General features: G+C 42.3%; 19 protein-coding genes. 14 read left to right on the forward strand and 5 right to left on the reverse strand.

The window, feature by feature from the left end:
• Positions 1 to 23: 23 nt before the first annotated feature.
• A complete protein-coding gene (locus tag RT269_RS07990; protein WP_313181728.1) occupies positions 24 to 1,058 on the reverse strand; it encodes an ABC transporter substrate-binding protein in 1,035 nt (344 codons plus the stop codon).
• 328 nt (positions 1,059 to 1,386) lie between these two features.
• Positions 1,387 to 2,427 carry a helix-turn-helix domain-containing protein gene (locus RT269_RS07995; RefSeq protein WP_313181730.1) on the reverse strand — a complete coding sequence of 347 codons (1,041 nt, stop codon included), beginning with the start codon at positions 2,425 to 2,427 and terminating at the stop codon, positions 1,387 to 1,389.
• Between the two features lie 333 nt (positions 2,428 to 2,760).
• On the opposite strand from RT269_RS07995, the gene RT269_RS08000 reads away from it, so the two are divergent.
• Both RT269_RS08000 and RT269_RS08005 read left to right on the forward strand, forming a co-directional pair.
• Positions 2,761 to 3,192, forward strand: a complete 432-nt coding sequence (locus tag RT269_RS08000; RefSeq protein ID WP_313181731.1) for a VOC family protein — start codon at positions 2,761 to 2,763, stop codon at positions 3,190 to 3,192.
• Complete coding sequence (locus RT269_RS08005; protein ID WP_313181732.1) at positions 3,189 to 3,551, forward strand: DUF2200 domain-containing protein; 363 nt, start codon at positions 3,189 to 3,191, stop codon at positions 3,549 to 3,551. Before RT269_RS08000 ends, RT269_RS08005 begins: the two co-directional genes overlap by 4 nt.
• 194 nt (positions 3,552 to 3,745) lie before the next feature.
• Here the strand turns inward: RT269_RS08005 and RT269_RS08010 are convergent, their stop codons facing one another.
• Positions 3,746 to 5,530, reverse strand: a complete 1,785-nt coding sequence (locus RT269_RS08010; RefSeq protein WP_313181733.1) for a sigma-54-dependent transcriptional regulator — start codon at positions 5,528 to 5,530, stop codon at positions 3,746 to 3,748.
• Between the two features lie 245 nt (positions 5,531 to 5,775).
• On the opposite strand from RT269_RS08010, the gene RT269_RS08015 reads away from it, so the two are divergent.
• The 9 genes from RT269_RS08015 to RT269_RS08055 all read left to right on the forward strand — a co-directional run bounded on the left by RT269_RS08015 (position 5,776) and on the right by RT269_RS08055 (position 13,408).
• Positions 5,776 to 7,017, forward strand: coding sequence for a four-carbon acid sugar kinase family protein (locus RT269_RS08015; protein WP_313181734.1), 1,242 nt, complete (start codon positions 5,776 to 5,778; stop codon positions 7,015 to 7,017).
• Positions 7,018 to 7,100: 83 nt separating this feature from the next.
• A complete protein-coding gene (locus tag RT269_RS30355; RefSeq protein WP_331664106.1) occupies positions 7,101 to 7,364 on the forward strand; it encodes a hypothetical protein in 264 nt (87 codons plus the stop codon).
• A gap of 32 nt (positions 7,365 to 7,396) precedes the next feature.
• Positions 7,397 to 8,305 (forward strand): 4-hydroxy-tetrahydrodipicolinate synthase, encoded by a 909-nt coding sequence (gene dapA / locus RT269_RS08025; protein ID WP_313181735.1) that lies wholly within the window; start codon positions 7,397 to 7,399, stop codon positions 8,303 to 8,305.
• Position 8,306: 1 nt separating this feature from the next.
• Positions 8,307 to 9,401, forward strand: coding sequence for a 4-hydroxythreonine-4-phosphate dehydrogenase PdxA (gene pdxA / locus RT269_RS08030; protein ID WP_313181736.1), 1,095 nt, complete (start codon positions 8,307 to 8,309; stop codon positions 9,399 to 9,401).
• A 134-nt stretch (positions 9,402 to 9,535) separates the two neighbouring features.
• A complete protein-coding gene (locus RT269_RS08035; RefSeq protein ID WP_313181737.1) occupies positions 9,536 to 10,816 on the forward strand; it encodes an SLC13 family permease in 1,281 nt (426 codons plus the stop codon).
• Between the two features lie 99 nt (positions 10,817 to 10,915).
• Positions 10,916 to 11,263, forward strand: coding sequence for a VOC family protein (locus RT269_RS08040; RefSeq protein ID WP_313181739.1), 348 nt, complete (start codon positions 10,916 to 10,918; stop codon positions 11,261 to 11,263).
• A 679-nt stretch (positions 11,264 to 11,942) separates the two neighbouring features.
• Positions 11,943 to 12,242, forward strand: coding sequence for an MGMT family protein (locus RT269_RS08045; RefSeq protein ID WP_313181740.1), 300 nt, complete (start codon positions 11,943 to 11,945; stop codon positions 12,240 to 12,242).
• A 59-nt stretch (positions 12,243 to 12,301) separates the two neighbouring features.
• On the forward strand, positions 12,302 to 13,063 hold the full coding sequence (gene ygiD, locus RT269_RS08050) for a 4,5-DOPA dioxygenase extradiol (protein ID WP_313181754.1): 762 nt from the start codon (positions 12,302 to 12,304) through the stop codon (positions 13,061 to 13,063).
• Between the two features lie 213 nt (positions 13,064 to 13,276).
• A complete protein-coding gene (locus RT269_RS08055) occupies positions 13,277 to 13,408 on the forward strand; it encodes a hypothetical protein (protein ID WP_313181742.1) in 132 nt (43 codons plus the stop codon).
• 293 nt (positions 13,409 to 13,701) lie between these two features.
• Here RT269_RS08055 and RT269_RS08060 read toward each other — a convergent pair whose 3' ends face one another.
• On the reverse strand, positions 13,702 to 13,902 hold the full coding sequence (locus tag RT269_RS08060) for a cold-shock protein (protein WP_313181743.1): 201 nt from the start codon (positions 13,900 to 13,902) through the stop codon (positions 13,702 to 13,704).
• Positions 13,903 to 14,232: 330 nt separating this feature from the next.
• On the opposite strand from RT269_RS08060, the gene RT269_RS30360 reads away from it, so the two are divergent.
• Both RT269_RS30360 and RT269_RS08070 read left to right on the forward strand, forming a co-directional pair.
• Complete coding sequence (locus tag RT269_RS30360) at positions 14,233 to 14,391, forward strand: DUF4865 family protein (RefSeq protein ID WP_313181745.1); 159 nt, start codon at positions 14,233 to 14,235, stop codon at positions 14,389 to 14,391.
• 85 nt (positions 14,392 to 14,476) lie between these two features.
• Positions 14,477 to 14,860 (forward strand): hypothetical protein, encoded by a 384-nt coding sequence (locus tag RT269_RS08070; RefSeq protein ID WP_313181746.1) that lies wholly within the window; start codon positions 14,477 to 14,479, stop codon positions 14,858 to 14,860.
• A gap of 225 nt (positions 14,861 to 15,085) precedes the next feature.
• Here RT269_RS08070 and rsmH read toward each other — a convergent pair whose 3' ends face one another.
• Positions 15,086 to 16,135 (reverse strand): 16S rRNA (cytosine(1402)-N(4))-methyltransferase RsmH, encoded by a 1,050-nt coding sequence (gene rsmH / locus RT269_RS08075; RefSeq protein ID WP_313181748.1) that lies wholly within the window; start codon positions 16,133 to 16,135, stop codon positions 15,086 to 15,088.
• Positions 16,136 to 16,430: 295 nt separating this feature from the next.
• Between rsmH and RT269_RS08080 the strand changes: the two genes are divergently transcribed.
• A partial coding sequence (locus RT269_RS08080; protein WP_313181749.1) for a DEAD/DEAH box helicase occupies positions 16,431 to 17,421 on the forward strand: 991 nt, incomplete at its 3' end.

Genomic DNA, 17,421 nt, shown 5'->3' on the forward strand with positions numbered 1-17,421 from the left:
CTCTATTTGTCCTGAACTCATTCTTATTCTCCCTTAAATAATTCGGGATGAACAAATTCTGCTACATCCTCATATAAGTCCGCCAGGTCAAGGCTTCCGCGAATCGCATTTGTATAATCGACTATGATTACGTTACCGGACTTAATCGCTGCAACATTTTTTAAACCAGGATTATTTAGCAACAAATCTTTTGCTGTTGCACTGTCGGATTTCTGAAATTCAGTCATAATAATTTTATCAGGATTAACAGCTAAAATAGATTCGGCAGACATTTCCACATAAGTATCTTCGGATACCTTTATGTACTCACCACCTGCCCCTTCTACCATTTCATCAATAAGGCAGAGGGTAGGACCGTAATAGTAGTAAGTGTCATTCTGACCACCTGCAAACAGCAAAACCCGTGGCTTTTCGGTTACCTGTGCTGCTTTGTCCTGAATGGACTTAATGCGTGTCTGCTGTTCTTCTACAAAAGCATTTGTTTTTTCTTCAATATTAAGTGCCATTCCAAGATTGTTAATATCATCAAAGAAACTATCTACTGTACGGCCTACTGTATAGTTAATACCAGTGAGAACCGAAATACCTCGTTCGTTCCAAAATGAAATATTGCCAAGGCGTTCATCGGTAAATGCCGAGGACATAGCTACAATTAAATCGGGTTTAAGCGCGATAATGGATTCCTTAGAAGGCCACATTTCCGTAAGCAATGGAAGCTGTTTAATCTGGTCTTCATATTTGGAATAGGAATTATCCAGATATGCAAGGCCAACAATTCTGTTTTCTTCCCCGAAATGAATCATTAGCTCCGCCAGTCCCTGCCCTATTACAACAATTCGTTCAGGCTCTTTTTCGATGGTTTGCTGTAATTTGTTCCCCTTATTGTCATAGATAATCAAATTAAGCGGGTAATGGCTGCCCTGCTGTAAAGGGGTGTCCTGATTGGGTGAATCAGCAGTGAATACAGCGCTTTGCCCTGTATCCTGTTGTGAGCAAGCCGTCAATGCTGTAACGCAAAGAGTGATTGCCAATAAAATAGATGCTGTCTTTTTAAACATGTATGAACCTCCTATATTAAAGTGTGTTAGATAAGCCTAACCTCGTAAATCAGATTAGCCGGACTAGTAACACATAACATATGTTACAACATATCGGCATTGCACCTATACTGCCTGCACGGTCCAATTATGTTGAATGAAAGCCCGCAACATAGAAAAAACCACAGGCATAAACCTGTGGTTAAGATGGTATATTCTAACTTCATCAAGTAAGTCCCCACTTCAATGCCGGAAAGACATAAGTGGTGGGTGAGGACTTATTTGCGCCCGATAAAGCGGGGTATGCTATGTCAGAAGGGGGGCAAGCCCCTTCTGACATGCTGTACTTTTATTCTACATTCCTCAGCAATGAAGCCTCTCTGTACTTTAGTGGTGTAACACCGTATTGTTTTTTAAATGCCGCACAGAAATTGCTGGGACTTGAATAGCCAATTTCATAGGAAATTTCGTTGATCGATTTTTCTGTATCCAGCAGCATAGCGGATGCCCGTTGTAAAGAAAACTTTCTATGATAGTTATAAATGGTGTCTCCATAAACCCGTTTGAAACCCTTCGTTAGTTTTTTGGGATTGATGACCAGTATCTCCGCTAACGTTAGGAGATTTGGCAATTCAAATGGCTGCTCTAACAGCATTTGCGGGATTTCCTTGATCTTTCGCAATTCGTATGGGCTTAGTGCAATTATTTCGCATCCTTCACATTTAATCATTTCATCTGAAACGATTAACGAAAATACTTCCATGACCTTGCTTTCATAAAACAAGGTGCGTGATTTTACAGGAAGCCGGCAGTTAAATATTTGCAGAAAAATATTGCCTATCTCTGGTGGAGTGCTTAAACCAAGGTAATACTCGGAACGAAGTTGATCGCCTAATTTTTCTATGGTATCATGCCATATTCCTATTCCTGCACTTCCAAAATAAGAAGACAAAGCGTGCTTATTCGCTGTAATCGAAATGCCCTGATATTTCTGTCCGGCACAACGTTTTATTGTTCCTTTCATGTCTTGTGACAGAGAAATTGATAGATTATTGGGACCAAAGCAAGTATCACCTGCTTTTTCTTCTTCAATGAACATACAGCCATCAATACAATACTCTATTTCAAAATAATCCTCTGCTAAATCAAAGACCGTTATTATATCTTCAGAAAACACAAAGTCATAAACGAGCAGCATGACGTTACCAAGCAAATTATATATTTGTATTGTTCCTTTCCCATACTCCGGTTTTATATCATAAACGATGCCTTTATTAATATCATGGTTGGGCAAGAAGCGAGCAGTCCCAAGCTGCTCATGCATAGCTTTATATTGCCCAAGCATAGCGGCATACCCTCTTGTTGAATTTATATAAAACTCTCTCTCCACGAGCAAGCCCCCTTCTATACTTATTTTAATAGGAATCAGTTCTTTCGGTTAGATACTGCTAACTAAAAAATTATAGCATAGTTTTTACTTTATTTCCAGCCAAAACTATTGATAACTATATTATCTAAATTCAAATCCGGCAAGCCGGAGGAGGGGAACCTGGATCAGAATTTATGCCTTAGCATTCAAGTTTATGAAAGGCAGGACAAATAAGGTTATAGATGTTAATTGATGGGTGCGTATTAAATGGATATTATGTTATACTAAATTCAACAAGCAGGTGCAGGCAAGTACTACCTGATTAAGAAGAAAGCAAAAAAAGGAGAAGAAACCATGATCACACCTTACCTTACATTCAACGGTAACTGCAAAGACGCGCTGAATTTCTACCGCGCCGTCTTTCATTGCGACGAGCCAAAAGTCCTGCCTTACGGTGACTATATGCCGGAAGGTTCAAAGACGCCGCCTGAACTGCTGCGTACTTGGGTTATGCACGCTGAGATGGTTGTCTGCGGTACGAACTTCTGGTTTGCTGATGAAGCTATGCCGCCCAGGAACGGCAGCAACATCAAATTAACCGCCACGGTGCCTACGGGTAAGGAAGCGACGGGCATCTTTGATGCGCTTTGCGTGGGTGGCGAGGTGGTGCTCCCGCCGACCGGGACCTTCTACAGCGTGTTCCACGCCGCAGTAACGGACAAGTTCGGCGTGAACTGGAATGTCGTCGCTGAAGAAGCGCCGAAGGAAATGGAGGGGGGAAGATGAATAACGAACGTGTCTACAAAATGAAATTCTCTGGCGTCTATCCTTTGTATATTCAAAAGGCTGAGCGTAAAGGACGCACGAAGACGGAAGTCGATACCGTCATCCAATGGCTGACAGGCTACGATGAACACGGATTACAGTCTCAAATCGAAAAAGATGTTGATTTTGAGACGTTCTTTGCCGAAGCTCCTCAAATCAATCCGAACGTTTCCCAAATAACCGGAGTAATCTGCGGGGTTCGTGTCCAGGAAATCGAAGATCCGCTGATGCAGAAGATCCGCTGGTTAGACAAGCTGGTGGACGAACTGGCAAAAGGCAAGCCGATGGAGAAGGTGTTGAGAGGCATGCAGCCGCTTTAGAAAAGAACTATAAAATAACCTTTTTGTTTCTGTACTGGAATTATTTAAAAATAAGATAAAAATAGAGCTAGGGCTTGTACCCTAGCTCCTTTGTCTGTAATCTGAAGCTGGTAAAACAATGTTTTACTGGCTTTTTTGCCTATCCCAGGCACTCATATGTTTAGTTGACAGATACTTGTGTGCTTTATTACGAATTATTTTTGCAACAGACGCCATAGGGTCGTACGGCTGATACCCAAGCGTTTGGCTGCGGCGGTGTGGTTGCCCTCGGTTTCGTTGACCACCCGGATCGCGATGTCTTGGCTGATCTCTGACAGAGTACGGTTTAAATCCAGAGGAGCGGCGGCATTTTCTTTCAGGGAGGAGAAAGCACCAACGTGCCGCTCCTTACGCAGTACCTGACGGACATTTTCGGCGGTGATGATTTGGCTGGTCCCCGTTATCGCAAGCTCCCCAATTACCCGGCGGAATTGGGTGTAATTATGGGGCCAGTTGTAACTTTGCAGTAGAGACAGCGCTTCCGGATCTGCACCTAAAATCTGCCGGGGCATGTTGACGTTCATATGGCTCAGACATAGATTCATCAGAGTGGGAATCTGATGGGAGAGCTGACGCAGCGGCGGCAGATACAAGGAAAGACAGGAAAGCTTTTCCCGAAAAAGAGCACCCACTTTAGAGATATATTCGCCGCTCTGGCAAACACAGGAAATCATAACCCTGTTTCGCTGGCACACATCCATCTCCTTTAGAACAGCGATTAGCTGGTATTGCCGATCCAGAGATAATACATCCACATCTGAAAAGTATAGGGTGCTGCCCTCGTCTGCCAATGGGGAGTTATGATGCTCCATAAGAAACGCCCAGCTTCGGTCGTTCAGCAGGCTGCAGTTAATGGACACTAAGGGGTTGTTGTGCAGCGGCCCCCTGATGTAAAACATGCTGACGATGGATTCCTTGCCCGTTCCATCCTCGCCTGTGAAGATGACAGGGGCGGTGCTTTGGCCTATTTGGTCAATTTCCTGCTGAAAGCCTTGGAGATTTCCTGCAAAGCTGAAAATGCTGTTGTAGTAAGCTGCTTCTGCCTCAGCTCGGCCGGAGAAACTGATACCCATCTGGTTTGAGGATACCGGCAATTTTCTTTCATCGAAGAAAAAGGCGGTGTATCGCAAAGAGCCGCTGGCAATTTGCCGAACCCGAATGGAGTAGCGCATGCCTTTCAGAGAACGGCTGATTCGCTGATCCCCCTCCTGCCCGGTTTGGGATAGTTCCTGACGCAGCAATTCCAATAATTCAGGCTTTAAATCTTCCAGCGTAGACAGAAACAGATTTCCCTGACTGTCAAAGACAATCGTATGCCCGATCTGCCCACGAATAAGCTCTCGAAAAAACAAGTTCTCATCCCGCAGGTATTGTTGGCTTTCACACAGCAGCAATGCCTGGTTAAAGGCATTTCGGATGCTGTCTATCCCGGAGGTGATCAGAAAGGAATTGATTCCCAGCCGCTGGGCTGCGGTGTTGACAATCACGTCGCAGAGGATGGTCTCGCACTGTTTATCCCGGAGACTGCAAAGGGTCGGCTCCACCGTCTCAATAGAATCTACTGTATGGATATCAATGTCGCATTCCAGCAATTCGCATAAGGGCAGCACATGGTTTCGAATATCTGCGAAGGAAATCATGGTTGTCTTTTTTTTCAGCCCGCCAGCCAGTTTGATGGCACAGAGAATATCGTACGTAGAAATTTCAATCTCGATAACCGGAATGGTTAGCTGCTGCCGCAACATCTTCGCCGTAGCACCACGGGATATTACCACATCGTAATCTCCGTGAAAGTTATTCCGAGCGATAATAAGCCCCTGCTCCATATCACCCACATAGACAGTCAAATCAATCTGGGGATATTCTTTCGCCAGATTAAGCATCTGAATTTTCATTCCCTCATAGGGCGCAATGCCCAAAACACGAATATAATTCTTCATAGTCACCTCGATATTTCGTTTCATATTTGAACGTATTATACCAAATGCACAAAAATTAAGCAACAAATTTTTCGCATGTTTCAAATAAAAACGATTTAAAGATGAAAATAACTTGACGATAGCAATGGAATTTATATAAAATGAATATAAATTTAAAGAAAAAGGGATTAACAATTTCTGTAATGTACAAAAAAGGAATTAGCCCTTCTAAACTGTTTCAAAATGAAACAAAAGGAGGTGTATGTATGGGAAAGCTTTTGATCATTGCTGATGATTTCACGGGAGCACTTGACACGGGCGTGCAGTTTGCAGCCAGGGGAGCAGCAACAATCGTGATCACAGATCTAAACTATGATTTCCGATCAATTGAAAAAACAGTGGAAGTTTTAGTTATGGTTGCAGAAACCCGGCATCTGCAGCCGCAGGAGGCCTATGAGATTGTGTACCGCACAGTGCATAGAGCATTTCAAGCCGGAATTGCTTACATTTATAAAAAGACAGACTCCGCACTGCGGGGAAATATTGGCAGTGAATTGATGGCGCTGATGGACGCAGCCGGTATCGACACCATACCGTTTCTCCCTGCCTTTCCCAAGCTGGGCAGAGTCACCCGGGAGGGGATTCACTATATCGACGGCGTGCCTGTGGATCAGAGCGTATTTGGCCAGGATCCTTTTGAACCGATTTTGGACTCGGCGGTGGCGGATATCCTTGGACAGCAAACGAATGTACCGGTGTTGATACACCCACGAAATGAAGAACATAAGATCTTAAATCCCGGCATCCAGGTATTTGATGCTGAAACAGATACAGATTTAAAACACATCGGAAGAGAACTGGGCCTGGATCGGCTGCGATTCTGTGCAGGATGTGCCGGGTTTGCGGCGGTGCTGGCTGATATGCTGAAGTTGAAGGGGCCTGCCCCGGAGATACCAAAGCTTGAAGATACCCTGTTTATAGCTTGTGGCAGTGTCAATCCAGTAACGGTCAGCCAAATGAAAGCGGCACAGGAACACGGCTTTCCACATGTAAATTTGAACCCTGTTCAAAAACTGGAAGGTTACTGGGTGGATAGTAAGGCAGCGGTGGAATGCATTCGTCAATGGCTGGCGCAGGCATATGTTAAAAAGCGCTTTATTCTTGATGTTAATGATCCGGAAGGGTGTGAGGATACCCATATCTACGCACGGGAACATAACTTGACAACGGAACAGCTTCGGGTGCAGATTTCAGACAATCTGGCAGCTTTGATCAAGCGGATGCTTGACGACGGTCTGAACGCTACTCTTTTGTGTACCGGCGGCGATACGCTGATGGCATTAATGCAAGCGGTAGGCGTTTCGGAGCTGACGCCAATTTGCGAAATGGCAACCGGCGTTGTTTTAACAGAATTTATTTACAAAGAAAAAACATATCATATTATTTCAAAATCCGGTGGCTTTGGAGATCAGGATCTGCTTATAAAATTAGCGGAAAAGATTGCCTGAAATATCAAAATATTAACTGGAGGTATATATGATGAACTACCCTGCTCTCGCCGGTTTGACTTTAGACGATCGTATCTACCGCAATGAAGAAATGGGTACTGTGGAATCCATGGTACCTTCCGGCCCTTTCGCCACCTGTCATTCTCCTGCCATGCTGGAGCTGCCAAACGGCGACATGCTGTGTTGCAGTTCCGGAAAATCCAACCAGCTTAAAGGCATTCGGCGTTCCACTCGAGGATTTGGATGGCTTAGTAGAGGCCGGTTTGCAAGTGCAGCGCTTGCTGGTAAATAATATGCGTCTTGTAACTGCAGAGGATGCAAGAAATCTGTACTTAGAAATCCTGTAAATAATTATGCAAATAAAAAGGAGAACGTTATTATGAAGGATGTTGAATTAAAAGGCATTATCCCACCGATTTTAACCCCCATGAATCCTGATGAATCGATCAATCTAAAGGAACTGGGTAACCAGATTGAACGCATGTTGGAGGGCGGCGTCCATGGGCTGTTCCCATTCGGAACCAACGGCGAAGGTTACATCCTAAGTGAAAATGAAAAAATCGAGGTTCTGGAGGCTGCGATCGACCAAGTAAAACATCGTGTTCCGGTGTACGCAGGTACCGGCTGCATTTCCACGGCTGATACCATTCGTATTAGCAGGAAGGCGCAGGAGCTTGGTGCAGACGTGCTATCCATTATTACTCCCAGCTTTGCGCTTGCTTCACAAAAAGAGCTTTACGACCATTATGTAGAAGTTGCCAGGCATGTGGACATTCCGATCGTGCTGTACAACATTCCTGCACGCACTGGCAACAAATTGCTTCCTGAAACCGTTGCAAAGCTGGCTAAAGATGTAGACATCATCATGGGTGCCAAAGACTCCAGCGGTGACTGGGATAACTTACTTGCTTACATCAACCTTACAAAAGACTTAGATAAAGACTTCCGTGTATTGTCCGGAAACGATTCACTGATTCTGCCTTGCTTAGAGGCAGGCGGTGCAGGCGGCATCGCAGGCTGTGCCAATGTATATCCTCATGTTCTTGCATCTATTTATGAACTGTTCAAGGCTGGCAAGCTCGAAGAGGCTAAAGCCGCTCAAGACTCCATTGCCTCCTTCCGTGCCGTTTTCAAATATGGCAATCCGAACACGGTTGTTAAAAAGGCTGTTTCTCTGCTTGGCTATCCTGTAGGCGGCTGCCGCCGTCCATTCAACTGCCTATGCGACGAAGGCGCCGCCGCACTAAAACAAGTTCTGAAGGAAAACGCCGATAAAGGGATGTGTTAATATGAGTATACAATTAAAACCTGTGATAGGCATTTCTATGGGTGACCCCTTTGGAAATGGCCCGGAAATAACGGTTCGTGCACTGGCAGATGCGGAAATCTACCAGCGTTGCAAACCCTTGGTAGTAGGTGACGAGACTTCCATGCGTTACGCTCTGAAGGTGGCCGGGAAAGTTCACGGCATTCATCTGGAGCTGAATGTGGTATCCACACCCGCCGAAGGCAAGTACACCTATGGCACCATCGACCTGATGGATTTGAAGCTGGTTCCTGCAGAAGAAATCCCGGATACCTCCAAACTGGATGTGCCTGAGCCTTTTGGCGTGGGAGCCTGTGCCCTGGGCGGCGAGGCAGCGTTCCAGTATGTTGTAAAAGTTATTCAGCTGGCTATGGCTGGCCAAATCGATGCTACGGTTACCAATGCTCTGAGCAAGGAAGCCATTAACATGGCTGGCCACCACTACTCAGGCCATACCGAGATTTATGCTGATTATACGGATACCCCTAAGTACACTATGATGCTGGCTCACGGCGATCTGCGGGTCGTCCATGTTTCCACTCATGTGTCTTTACGTGAAGCTTGTGACCGTGTCAAGAAAGATCGTGTCCTGGATTGCATCCGCATTGCCAACGAAGGCTGCAAAGCGCTGGGAATTAAAGAGCCTAAAATTGGCGTTGCAGGGCTGAACCCCCACTGTGGTGAGAACGGCATGTTTGGCTGGGAGGAAGTGAAAGAAATCCAGCCTGCCATCGAAGCTGCCATGGCTGAGGGCATCTTGATCCCTGAAAAGAAGCCTACCCCTCCCGATACCGTGTTCTCTAAGGCATTGGGCGGATGGTATGACATCGTTGTGGCCATGTACCACGATCAAGGTCATATCCCCCTAAAGGTGAAAGGCTTTGTTTATAACCGTGAGGAAAAGCACTGGGAGGCTGTCGAAGGTGTGAACGTAACCCTGGGTCTGCCTATTATTCGTGCCAGTGTGGACCATGGAACCGGCATCGACCTTGCAGGCAGCGGCCGTTCCAGCGAGCTGAGCCTGGTCAATGCCATAGATTATGCCATCCTTATGGTTAATGCCGGGAAAGAAGCCTGACATTGTATGGTGTATTCAATATATACGCGTTTATCCAAGCCGGTTTTCAAGCATTTCGCCAAACAGAATGCTTGAATTGATATCATGTGCCAACTGCAAAAATATTCCTGAATAATAGAGAGGAGTTCAATTAAATGACTATCCCAATGATTATTGCTCTTGCTATCACTGTAGTCATGATTATTTTAATCATGACAGAAAAGCTTCCATTCGGTGCACCTCCAATTCTTGCATGTCTGCTATTGGTACTTTTCGGCGTAGCCGATATCAAGACTGCTTTCGCAGGGTTTTCTAACTCTACCATTGTTATGCTTGCCTCCTTTATGGCAATCATAGCCGCTCTGCAAAAGACCAGCTTTATTGCTTCTTTCAAAAATGCAATGTACAACATGGCTGGCAAAGGCGGCTATAAGGCTTATGTACTGTTGATTCTTGTGGTCATGCTAGGTACCAGCCTATTCGGCACAGGCTCAACTGCATATTATGTTCTCACTTTAGGTATCCTGTCCACCATACCATTTAATGAAAAATTACCTGGATCTAAAATCATTATGACTTCCGGCTTCGCAGCCAACCATCCTCTGATTCCGGTGAACGTGGCACTGCAATACGGCATTGTTGTAGCTGTTCTGCAAGCTGCCGGAGCAGCTGTTGGTGAGGTTTCCTTAGTGAAATTTTCTGTTGTGAACTTAATACTTTCGTTAGCCTTCCTGGGATGGTGCTTAATTGCTTACAAAAGACTGCCTAGCCACCCGATCGCAGAGGTAACCGAGAATGCCAAGTTCCAAGGCGAAAACGTTACCGAAATGCCAAAATGGAAAGAATACGCTACCTATGCAGCCTTTGCGGCAGCCGTTGTTGGCATGATTCTTCAAAGCAAAATTGGCGATGCAGGCTATGTAATTCCAGGTTTGGCTGTAACTGTGCTGCTGGCTGCCCATGTTTTGGATTTTAATGAAATTCGCAACAGCATCGGATCTCCGATTATTTTGATGTCTGCCGGTGTTATCGGTGTTGCCGATGCTCTTGGCAATACAGGCCTGACTGCTTTAGTTGGTGAAACGGTGGCCCAAATGCTTGGTACCAGCATCAATCCTTTCCTTCTGGTTTTTGCTTTCTGTATACTGACAAGTGTACTTGCGACCCTTACAGGTTCTACCTTGGGTACTGTATATGTATTTGCACCTTTGGCTATTTCTACCTGCTTAAGCCTGGGTCTAAATCCGACTGCTGCTGCGGCTGCAATCGTAGTTTCAGGCTGGAACGGCCATTTCCTGCCCATAGACGGCATGCCGGCTATGATCATGGGCCTTGGCAACTACAAGCTGACCGAGTTCTGGAAATTCACAGTTCCGATGTATTTCATCCGCCTGCTTGCACTGACCGCCGGAGCGTTGCTGATATTCCCAATGTAAACTTCTGAATTACTTAAATAAATGGTAATCTTATTGCTTCATTATCCAACTTTATATGAAACGGAGAATCTTCCGACATTTTGAGAAAGAGGTATGATTATGAATCATAAATTTGAACTAGAGCATATCGGCATCAACACCCTAAATGCTGAGGAGGCAGAAAAACTGGCTCAGCTTCTGAGCATGATGTTTAACCTGGAGCCTCGTCACGGACAAAAGTCTGAATTCGGCGGCCCTTACTTCGAGTGTATGAAGGCTCCATTTCTGGGTGCAAACGGTCATATCGCTATGCGAACACCTGATTTGACCGCTGCTGCAGAAGAGTTGAAAGAGAAAGGTTTCTCCTTCAACATGGATACTGCCGCATATTCCGAGGATGGCAAATTGAAGAACGTCTATTTAGACGGTGAGTTTGGCGGCTTTGCCATACATATTATGCAAAAGTAACGGCAAAACCAGTTTAAACAACACAGAGAAATTACCCTCAGTTTTAACTGCACTCCCAAAGTCAGGCATGTGATAGAATCAACATGTTAGACGAAAGGGGTGCAGTTTTTTTATAGAGGAATACAATTTTCCAGTATATAGTTATTGAAAAGGGTATAGGACATCGTGTTGATTCAATTGGCGATTACAATAGATTAGCAGCATTGCCTGTGCCAATAGCCGAAAAATGCCAGTTGAAGATATTCTGAATTTGAAGGATGATGAAATTGTTTTATTATGAAACTAAGCAGGTACGATGGTCATAAAATTACATCACCAAAGCATTTGAAAGCATGCGTTTTATTAATTCTAAAAATATGATATAATTATTTTATTCAACCAGTTTGATGTATAATAAAACTGTGGATGTTTTATATACACTTTGATGCGTATTTTTAGACACACTCTGACTTGGCTAATCCAAAGGTGGAGAGTGCCGTAATATACGCAGTCTATAGGTCATATTCATGAAATTGAAACAGAGAAAGATAAAAACAAGGCGAGGATACTTCCGAAGAGACTGAAAGCAAACATTCCCAGTCCTGCGGTCATACCCAGCAATGACATCTGTTTATTGGCAGTAACAGAGCTCTATGATGAAATAATAAATTTAATGGTTAGATAAGGAGATTTGTTCGATATGACACAGTTTACTGAGGAGATCCTTGTAATAATAAAGGGAATACCATATGGGAGAGTTATGAGCTACGGACGGGTAGCAAGACTTGCAGGAAACACAAGAGGTGCGAGGCAGGTAGTCAGGATCCTTCATTCTATGTCTGAGAAATACAATCTCCCATGGCACCGGATAATTAACTCCAAAGGCAAAATATCAATCACGGATACAAGAAATGCAGCAAGACAAAGAGAACTTCTTATATCGGAAGGAGTAGAGGTATCTGAGGACGGATACATAGATATTTCTATATATGGAATATGAGATCAATACTACCAAAACCAATGCATATAAAATGAAAAGGAGTTGACAATATGTCTAAAATGCCGATGATGTTTATAGGCCATGGTTCGCCTATGAACGCAATGGAAGATAACCGCTATACGAGGAGTTGGAGGGAAATGGTGAAGAATATACCTAAGCCTGAGTCAATCGTATCAATTTCAGCTCATTGGTATACGAAAGGTACAAAGATTATGAATGAGGAAAACCCAAAGACTATTTATGATATGTACGGTTTTCCTAAAGAGTTATATGAAATTCAATATAACGCTCCCGGCAATCCGAAACTCGCGGAGAATGTAAAAAATTTAATCAGCAAACAAAGTGTATTTGATAATTCCTGGGGCATTGATCATGGTACCTGGTCTGTACTGGTCCATATGTACCCCGAAAGGGATATACCCGTTTTTCAAATTAGTATAGATGCCTCCGCACCGCCGGAGGTTCATTATCAGATAGGCAAGGAGTTAAAATCCTTAAGGCATCAAGGCGTACTTTTGTTTGGCACCGGAAATATTGTCCACAACCTGCGAATGATTGATTGGGGAATGAACGACAAAGGTTTTGATTGGGCATATAAGTTTGATGATTATATTAAAGAAAATATTGAAAATAGAAATCATGAGAATGTCATTCATTATCTGAGCTTGGGTGAAACAGCAAAATCAGCCGTACCTATGCCGGATCATTTTAACCCAATCTTATACATACTTGGCGCCTCCGATGAAGAGGATAAGATATCGACCTATAACAACAGCTGCATGTTGGGTTCCTTGTCTATGACAAGCTATTTATTTACATAGATGACAGCATATATACAACTGGTCAAACAGCAAAACTATTGATCTGAGAAAATTGACCCAGCCGCATGGGATTTGATTAACCATATACCGGAAGCTGAATTTCGTACAGTTAAGGAAGCCGGATATGAAGTAAATGCAGAAGTGCGGGAAAAAATCAGGTGGAACTGCGGATTATATGATACCAAATAAGAGGCGGAAAAAGCAGCAACAGATATGGGAAAGAATATGTTTCTATATAATAAATGCGAAGTTAAGGAGCCAGGAAGCATGATGTATGCTGATGTGCCTGGGATACGGGTATGCGTTCACTTGATGAAGCTGGAAAATGATTTTCTGGAAAATTAATATTACGATGATCAAGATTGTTAGGCGGCAAATTATTATTTGTGCAGATTATCCAGACGGCGCTAAAACTTGCGTGTTTGATGGAAGCAATGAGTGCGATTTACCTAAGTGGCACCCATCAATCCATATGCCGAAAGAAGGTGACCGGATCCGGTAAAAGGCAGCGGATGTGCGGGTGGATAGGTTAGTGGATATCACAGAGGATCAGGCATAAAATGATATTTAATAAATTATAGAGGTAGAAGACGTAAATAAAGAAAGACCGCTTATAAGCGGTCTTTCTTATTATGAGTTTATACAGTTTGAACGTTAATGGCCTGTAATCCGCGATTACCTTCTGTTACATCAAATGTTACAGACTGACCCTCATCTAAGGTTTTAAAACCGTCCATTGCGAGACCGGAGAAATGAACGAAAACATCGTTGCCCTGCTCGTCGCAGATAAAACCAAACCCTTTTTGTGGATTAAACCACTTTACTGTACCTTTAGTCATGAAAGATACCTCCTTAAATATTAATATTATATTTTTACTAAAACTGAAAATCGCATATATATGTAAATCATCAATAGAATAATGACTTACATATATATGCGAAATCAAGACCTTATTTAAAATATAGTTATACTATAATACAATGTTTGAAATAAGTCAAGAAAAAATCATTGGTAAGAAGAAAAAAATTGAGAAAGTCACCGAAAGAGCGCCGAAAGAGGGCCGAAAGAGCGCCGGATGCAGCTTGTATATGCGAAGAGGATCACCCAGGCTGAGGAAATAATAATGATCAGTATTCAATATAAAATTTAATTACCAAACGATTGTGATATGAAAATAATTCGCCAGGGAGTTTCTAATAATGGGGAAAAGACGGATGATTTTCAAGACTTATTATTTAAAGCATATCTCATTAGTGAAAACGATAGCACACTGGAAAGTGGGAATGAATATTCTTCATTATATTTATGGAAAATAATGAAGGAATGAATAAATTCATTTTCAATGGATTTTATGACAATATTTTGAATTCAAATAGGGGTTCAATAAAAAATCTAAAAAAGGAGAGGTTTAAATGGAAAGTAAAAAAGGGTTATATAAGGGCTTTGTATTATCGGAATCGCTAAGTAATCCTCTAGTATTAAATACCTTTGAAAAAATTAATGTAAAAGTAGAAAAACATAATGATATTAATTATCCTGAGTTTTGGCATTTATTCATGCTGCGTATATCAGAAGATGAAATCCAAAAAGCCGTTGAATTAGTATGTGAATATCTAAAAAATGGATGGTATGCGCATTTTTGGAATGAAGAAATTTTGTTTATATGTCTACCCAATCATTTATTTAAAATAGAAAGGCATATAGACAGTTTTGAAAAAGAATTTGATAAGGTTAAAGATTTCGCAGAAACTTTCGGAATTAAAAGGCAATATCTAGATTTTATTATCGAAGATTAAAAGAAAAAAGTTTTAAATTGTAACCATCTAGCATATAAAAGACGTGAGTGAAAGTACGCTCACGTCTATCTTTATTTAGAAAAGAAATTTAAGTGAATAAACTAATAGAAGTCGGGTGCTGTCAAGTTTTTTGCAAATTCATTTTAGCCATTAGTTACCAGAAAGTTAACCGGCTATATAATATGTTTCAAGCCCGTTAATGTCCTCTTGGTCTATCTGTTCCTATTAAGCTTTAATAGCCCATCGTAATTTTGCGCATCGAGCACGCCCATTGGAATTGCATTCGGCTGCTGATGGCCGAATTGCTTCAGGAGCAATTTCTCTATAGATCCCTTCACGATAGAAGCGTTTAAAAGATTTTTTAACAAGGCGGTCTTCGCCAGAATGAAAAGTAAGGATCGCAACCCGCCCGCCCTCAGCCATGGCAGCAGGAAGTTTTTCTAAAAATGTATATAACACTTCAAATTCATTATTGACATCAATTCGCAGCGCCTGAAAGCATCTTTGACAGGATTTTTTTATTTCATCGTTTCTATCCTTTTCCGGAATGAATTTCAAAGCATCTTTGATAATTTGCTGGAGCTGACTTGTTGTTGTAATATCTTCGCCTTTTTTTATTGCGGAAATAATGGCACGGGAGATTTCTGCAGAATGGGGTTCATCCGCGTTTTCTAACAACATACCATGTAATTCATCCTGTGTAATAGTTTTAAGACGATCCGCTGCAGAGATACCTTTTGATGGATTTAGCCGTAGGTCTAGCGGCCCCTCTGTTTTAAAAGAAAATCCTCTTTCAGGATTGTCTATTTGCATGGAAGAGACGCCCAAATCTGCCAATATAAAATCCAATGGTCCTGATTCGGAAGTAACTTGATCTATATTGGAAAAGTTTGTTTGCCTGACCGTTAAAATTTCCGGGCCATAACCTAAGCGTTCCAAACGATCCCTGGTTCTGGGTAATTCAATAGGATCTACATCAGTAGCATACAAGTGCCCCTTTGAATCTAAGCATTTAAGCATCTCTAAAGTATGACCGCCATAACCTAAAGTTGCATCTAATCCAGTTTGTCCTGGGGTGATTTGTAAGATTTCTAATATTTCTTTTACACAAATGGAGCGATGCATACCTGCGGGAGTATTTCCCTTTTGAATGACCTTTGCCACAGCATCAGCATATAACTCTGGTTGCAGTTCCTTATATTTATCTTTAAAAGTTCTTGGGTGAGTGCCTTTATATCTTGGGCGACGCTGATGTTTTTGCTCTTGATTATCCATTTTTGTTTCCGCCTTTTTAAATATCTATTTTTTATCTATGATACAAAGCGTCCGAGAAGCTGACAGCTTTAAATATTCTTACACATTACATGATATCAAATGCATGTCATAATAGCAAATGCATAATATATGAATCTGTAGGAAAAATCAAGTCTACCTCGGAGGGAAGTTGATAAAACAGTAGTTGTTGCATTGAACGATATTCTCATGTAAAATGGGTTAGCACATAACTTACCCCAAATTAAGGAATCTTTTTTATTATTATACAGATTTTGAATGGAAAGAAAGGCTGGATATGGATGTTAGAAAGTTTCATAATTATATAATCAGTGAGGATATCGTAAAGGCGCTTAATGGCCTTGAGTATGATATACCTACGGAAGTACAGGCTAGAGTCATTCCGGCCGCTTTGGAAAAAAATGATCTTATCGTCAAAGCCCAGACGGGCAGCGGCAAGACTGCCGCATACGTAATTCCGATATGTGAATTTATTGAATGGCTGGAAAATAAACCGCAAGCGCTTATTTTGACTCCAACAAGGGAGCTTGCAGTTCAAGTAAAAGAGGATTTTACTAATATAGGCAGATTTAAACGAATAAAGGCAGCAGCAATCTATGGAGGTCACCAGTTTTCTATCGAGAAAGCAGAGTTGAAGCAAAAAACACATATAGTTGTTGGTACTCCGGGGCGTGTCATGGATCACATCAGGAAAGGTACGTTACCTTTAAATAAGATTAACTGCTTAGTCATTGATGAAGCTGACCGAATGCTGGATATGGGATTTATTGAACAGGTAGAAGAAATTATGAAAGAATTGCCCAAGGAACGGCTGACAATGTTGTTTTCTGCTACTATGTCCGATGAAGTAAAAAGTTTATCATCAGATTATATGAGAGATCCTGTCAATATAGATGTCAGCGAGGACGGTATCGTGACGGCTGATATTAATCATTTTCTTTATATTACGGATGAAGAAGATAAATTTGACTTACTGACCGATGTTATGATTGTTGAAAATCCGGATAGCTGTATCATCTTTTGCAGTACAAAGGACCAAGTGGATGCGATATGTGAACGTCTGAATGGTTTAGGTTATTCCTGTAATAAAATGCATGGCGGCATGGAACAAGACGATCGATTATCTGCAATAAAGCGTTTTAAAAGGGGAGAGTACCGCTATTTCATAGCCACAGATGTAGCAGCAAGAGGGATAGATATAGAGAATATTTCTCTGGTTATTAACTATGACATCCCCTTGGATGAAGAAAACTATGTTCATCGCACAG

It is taken from the genome of Lacrimispora sp., assembly GCF_032078915.1.
GTDB lineage: Bacteria > Bacillota > Clostridia > Lachnospirales > Lachnospiraceae > Lacrimispora.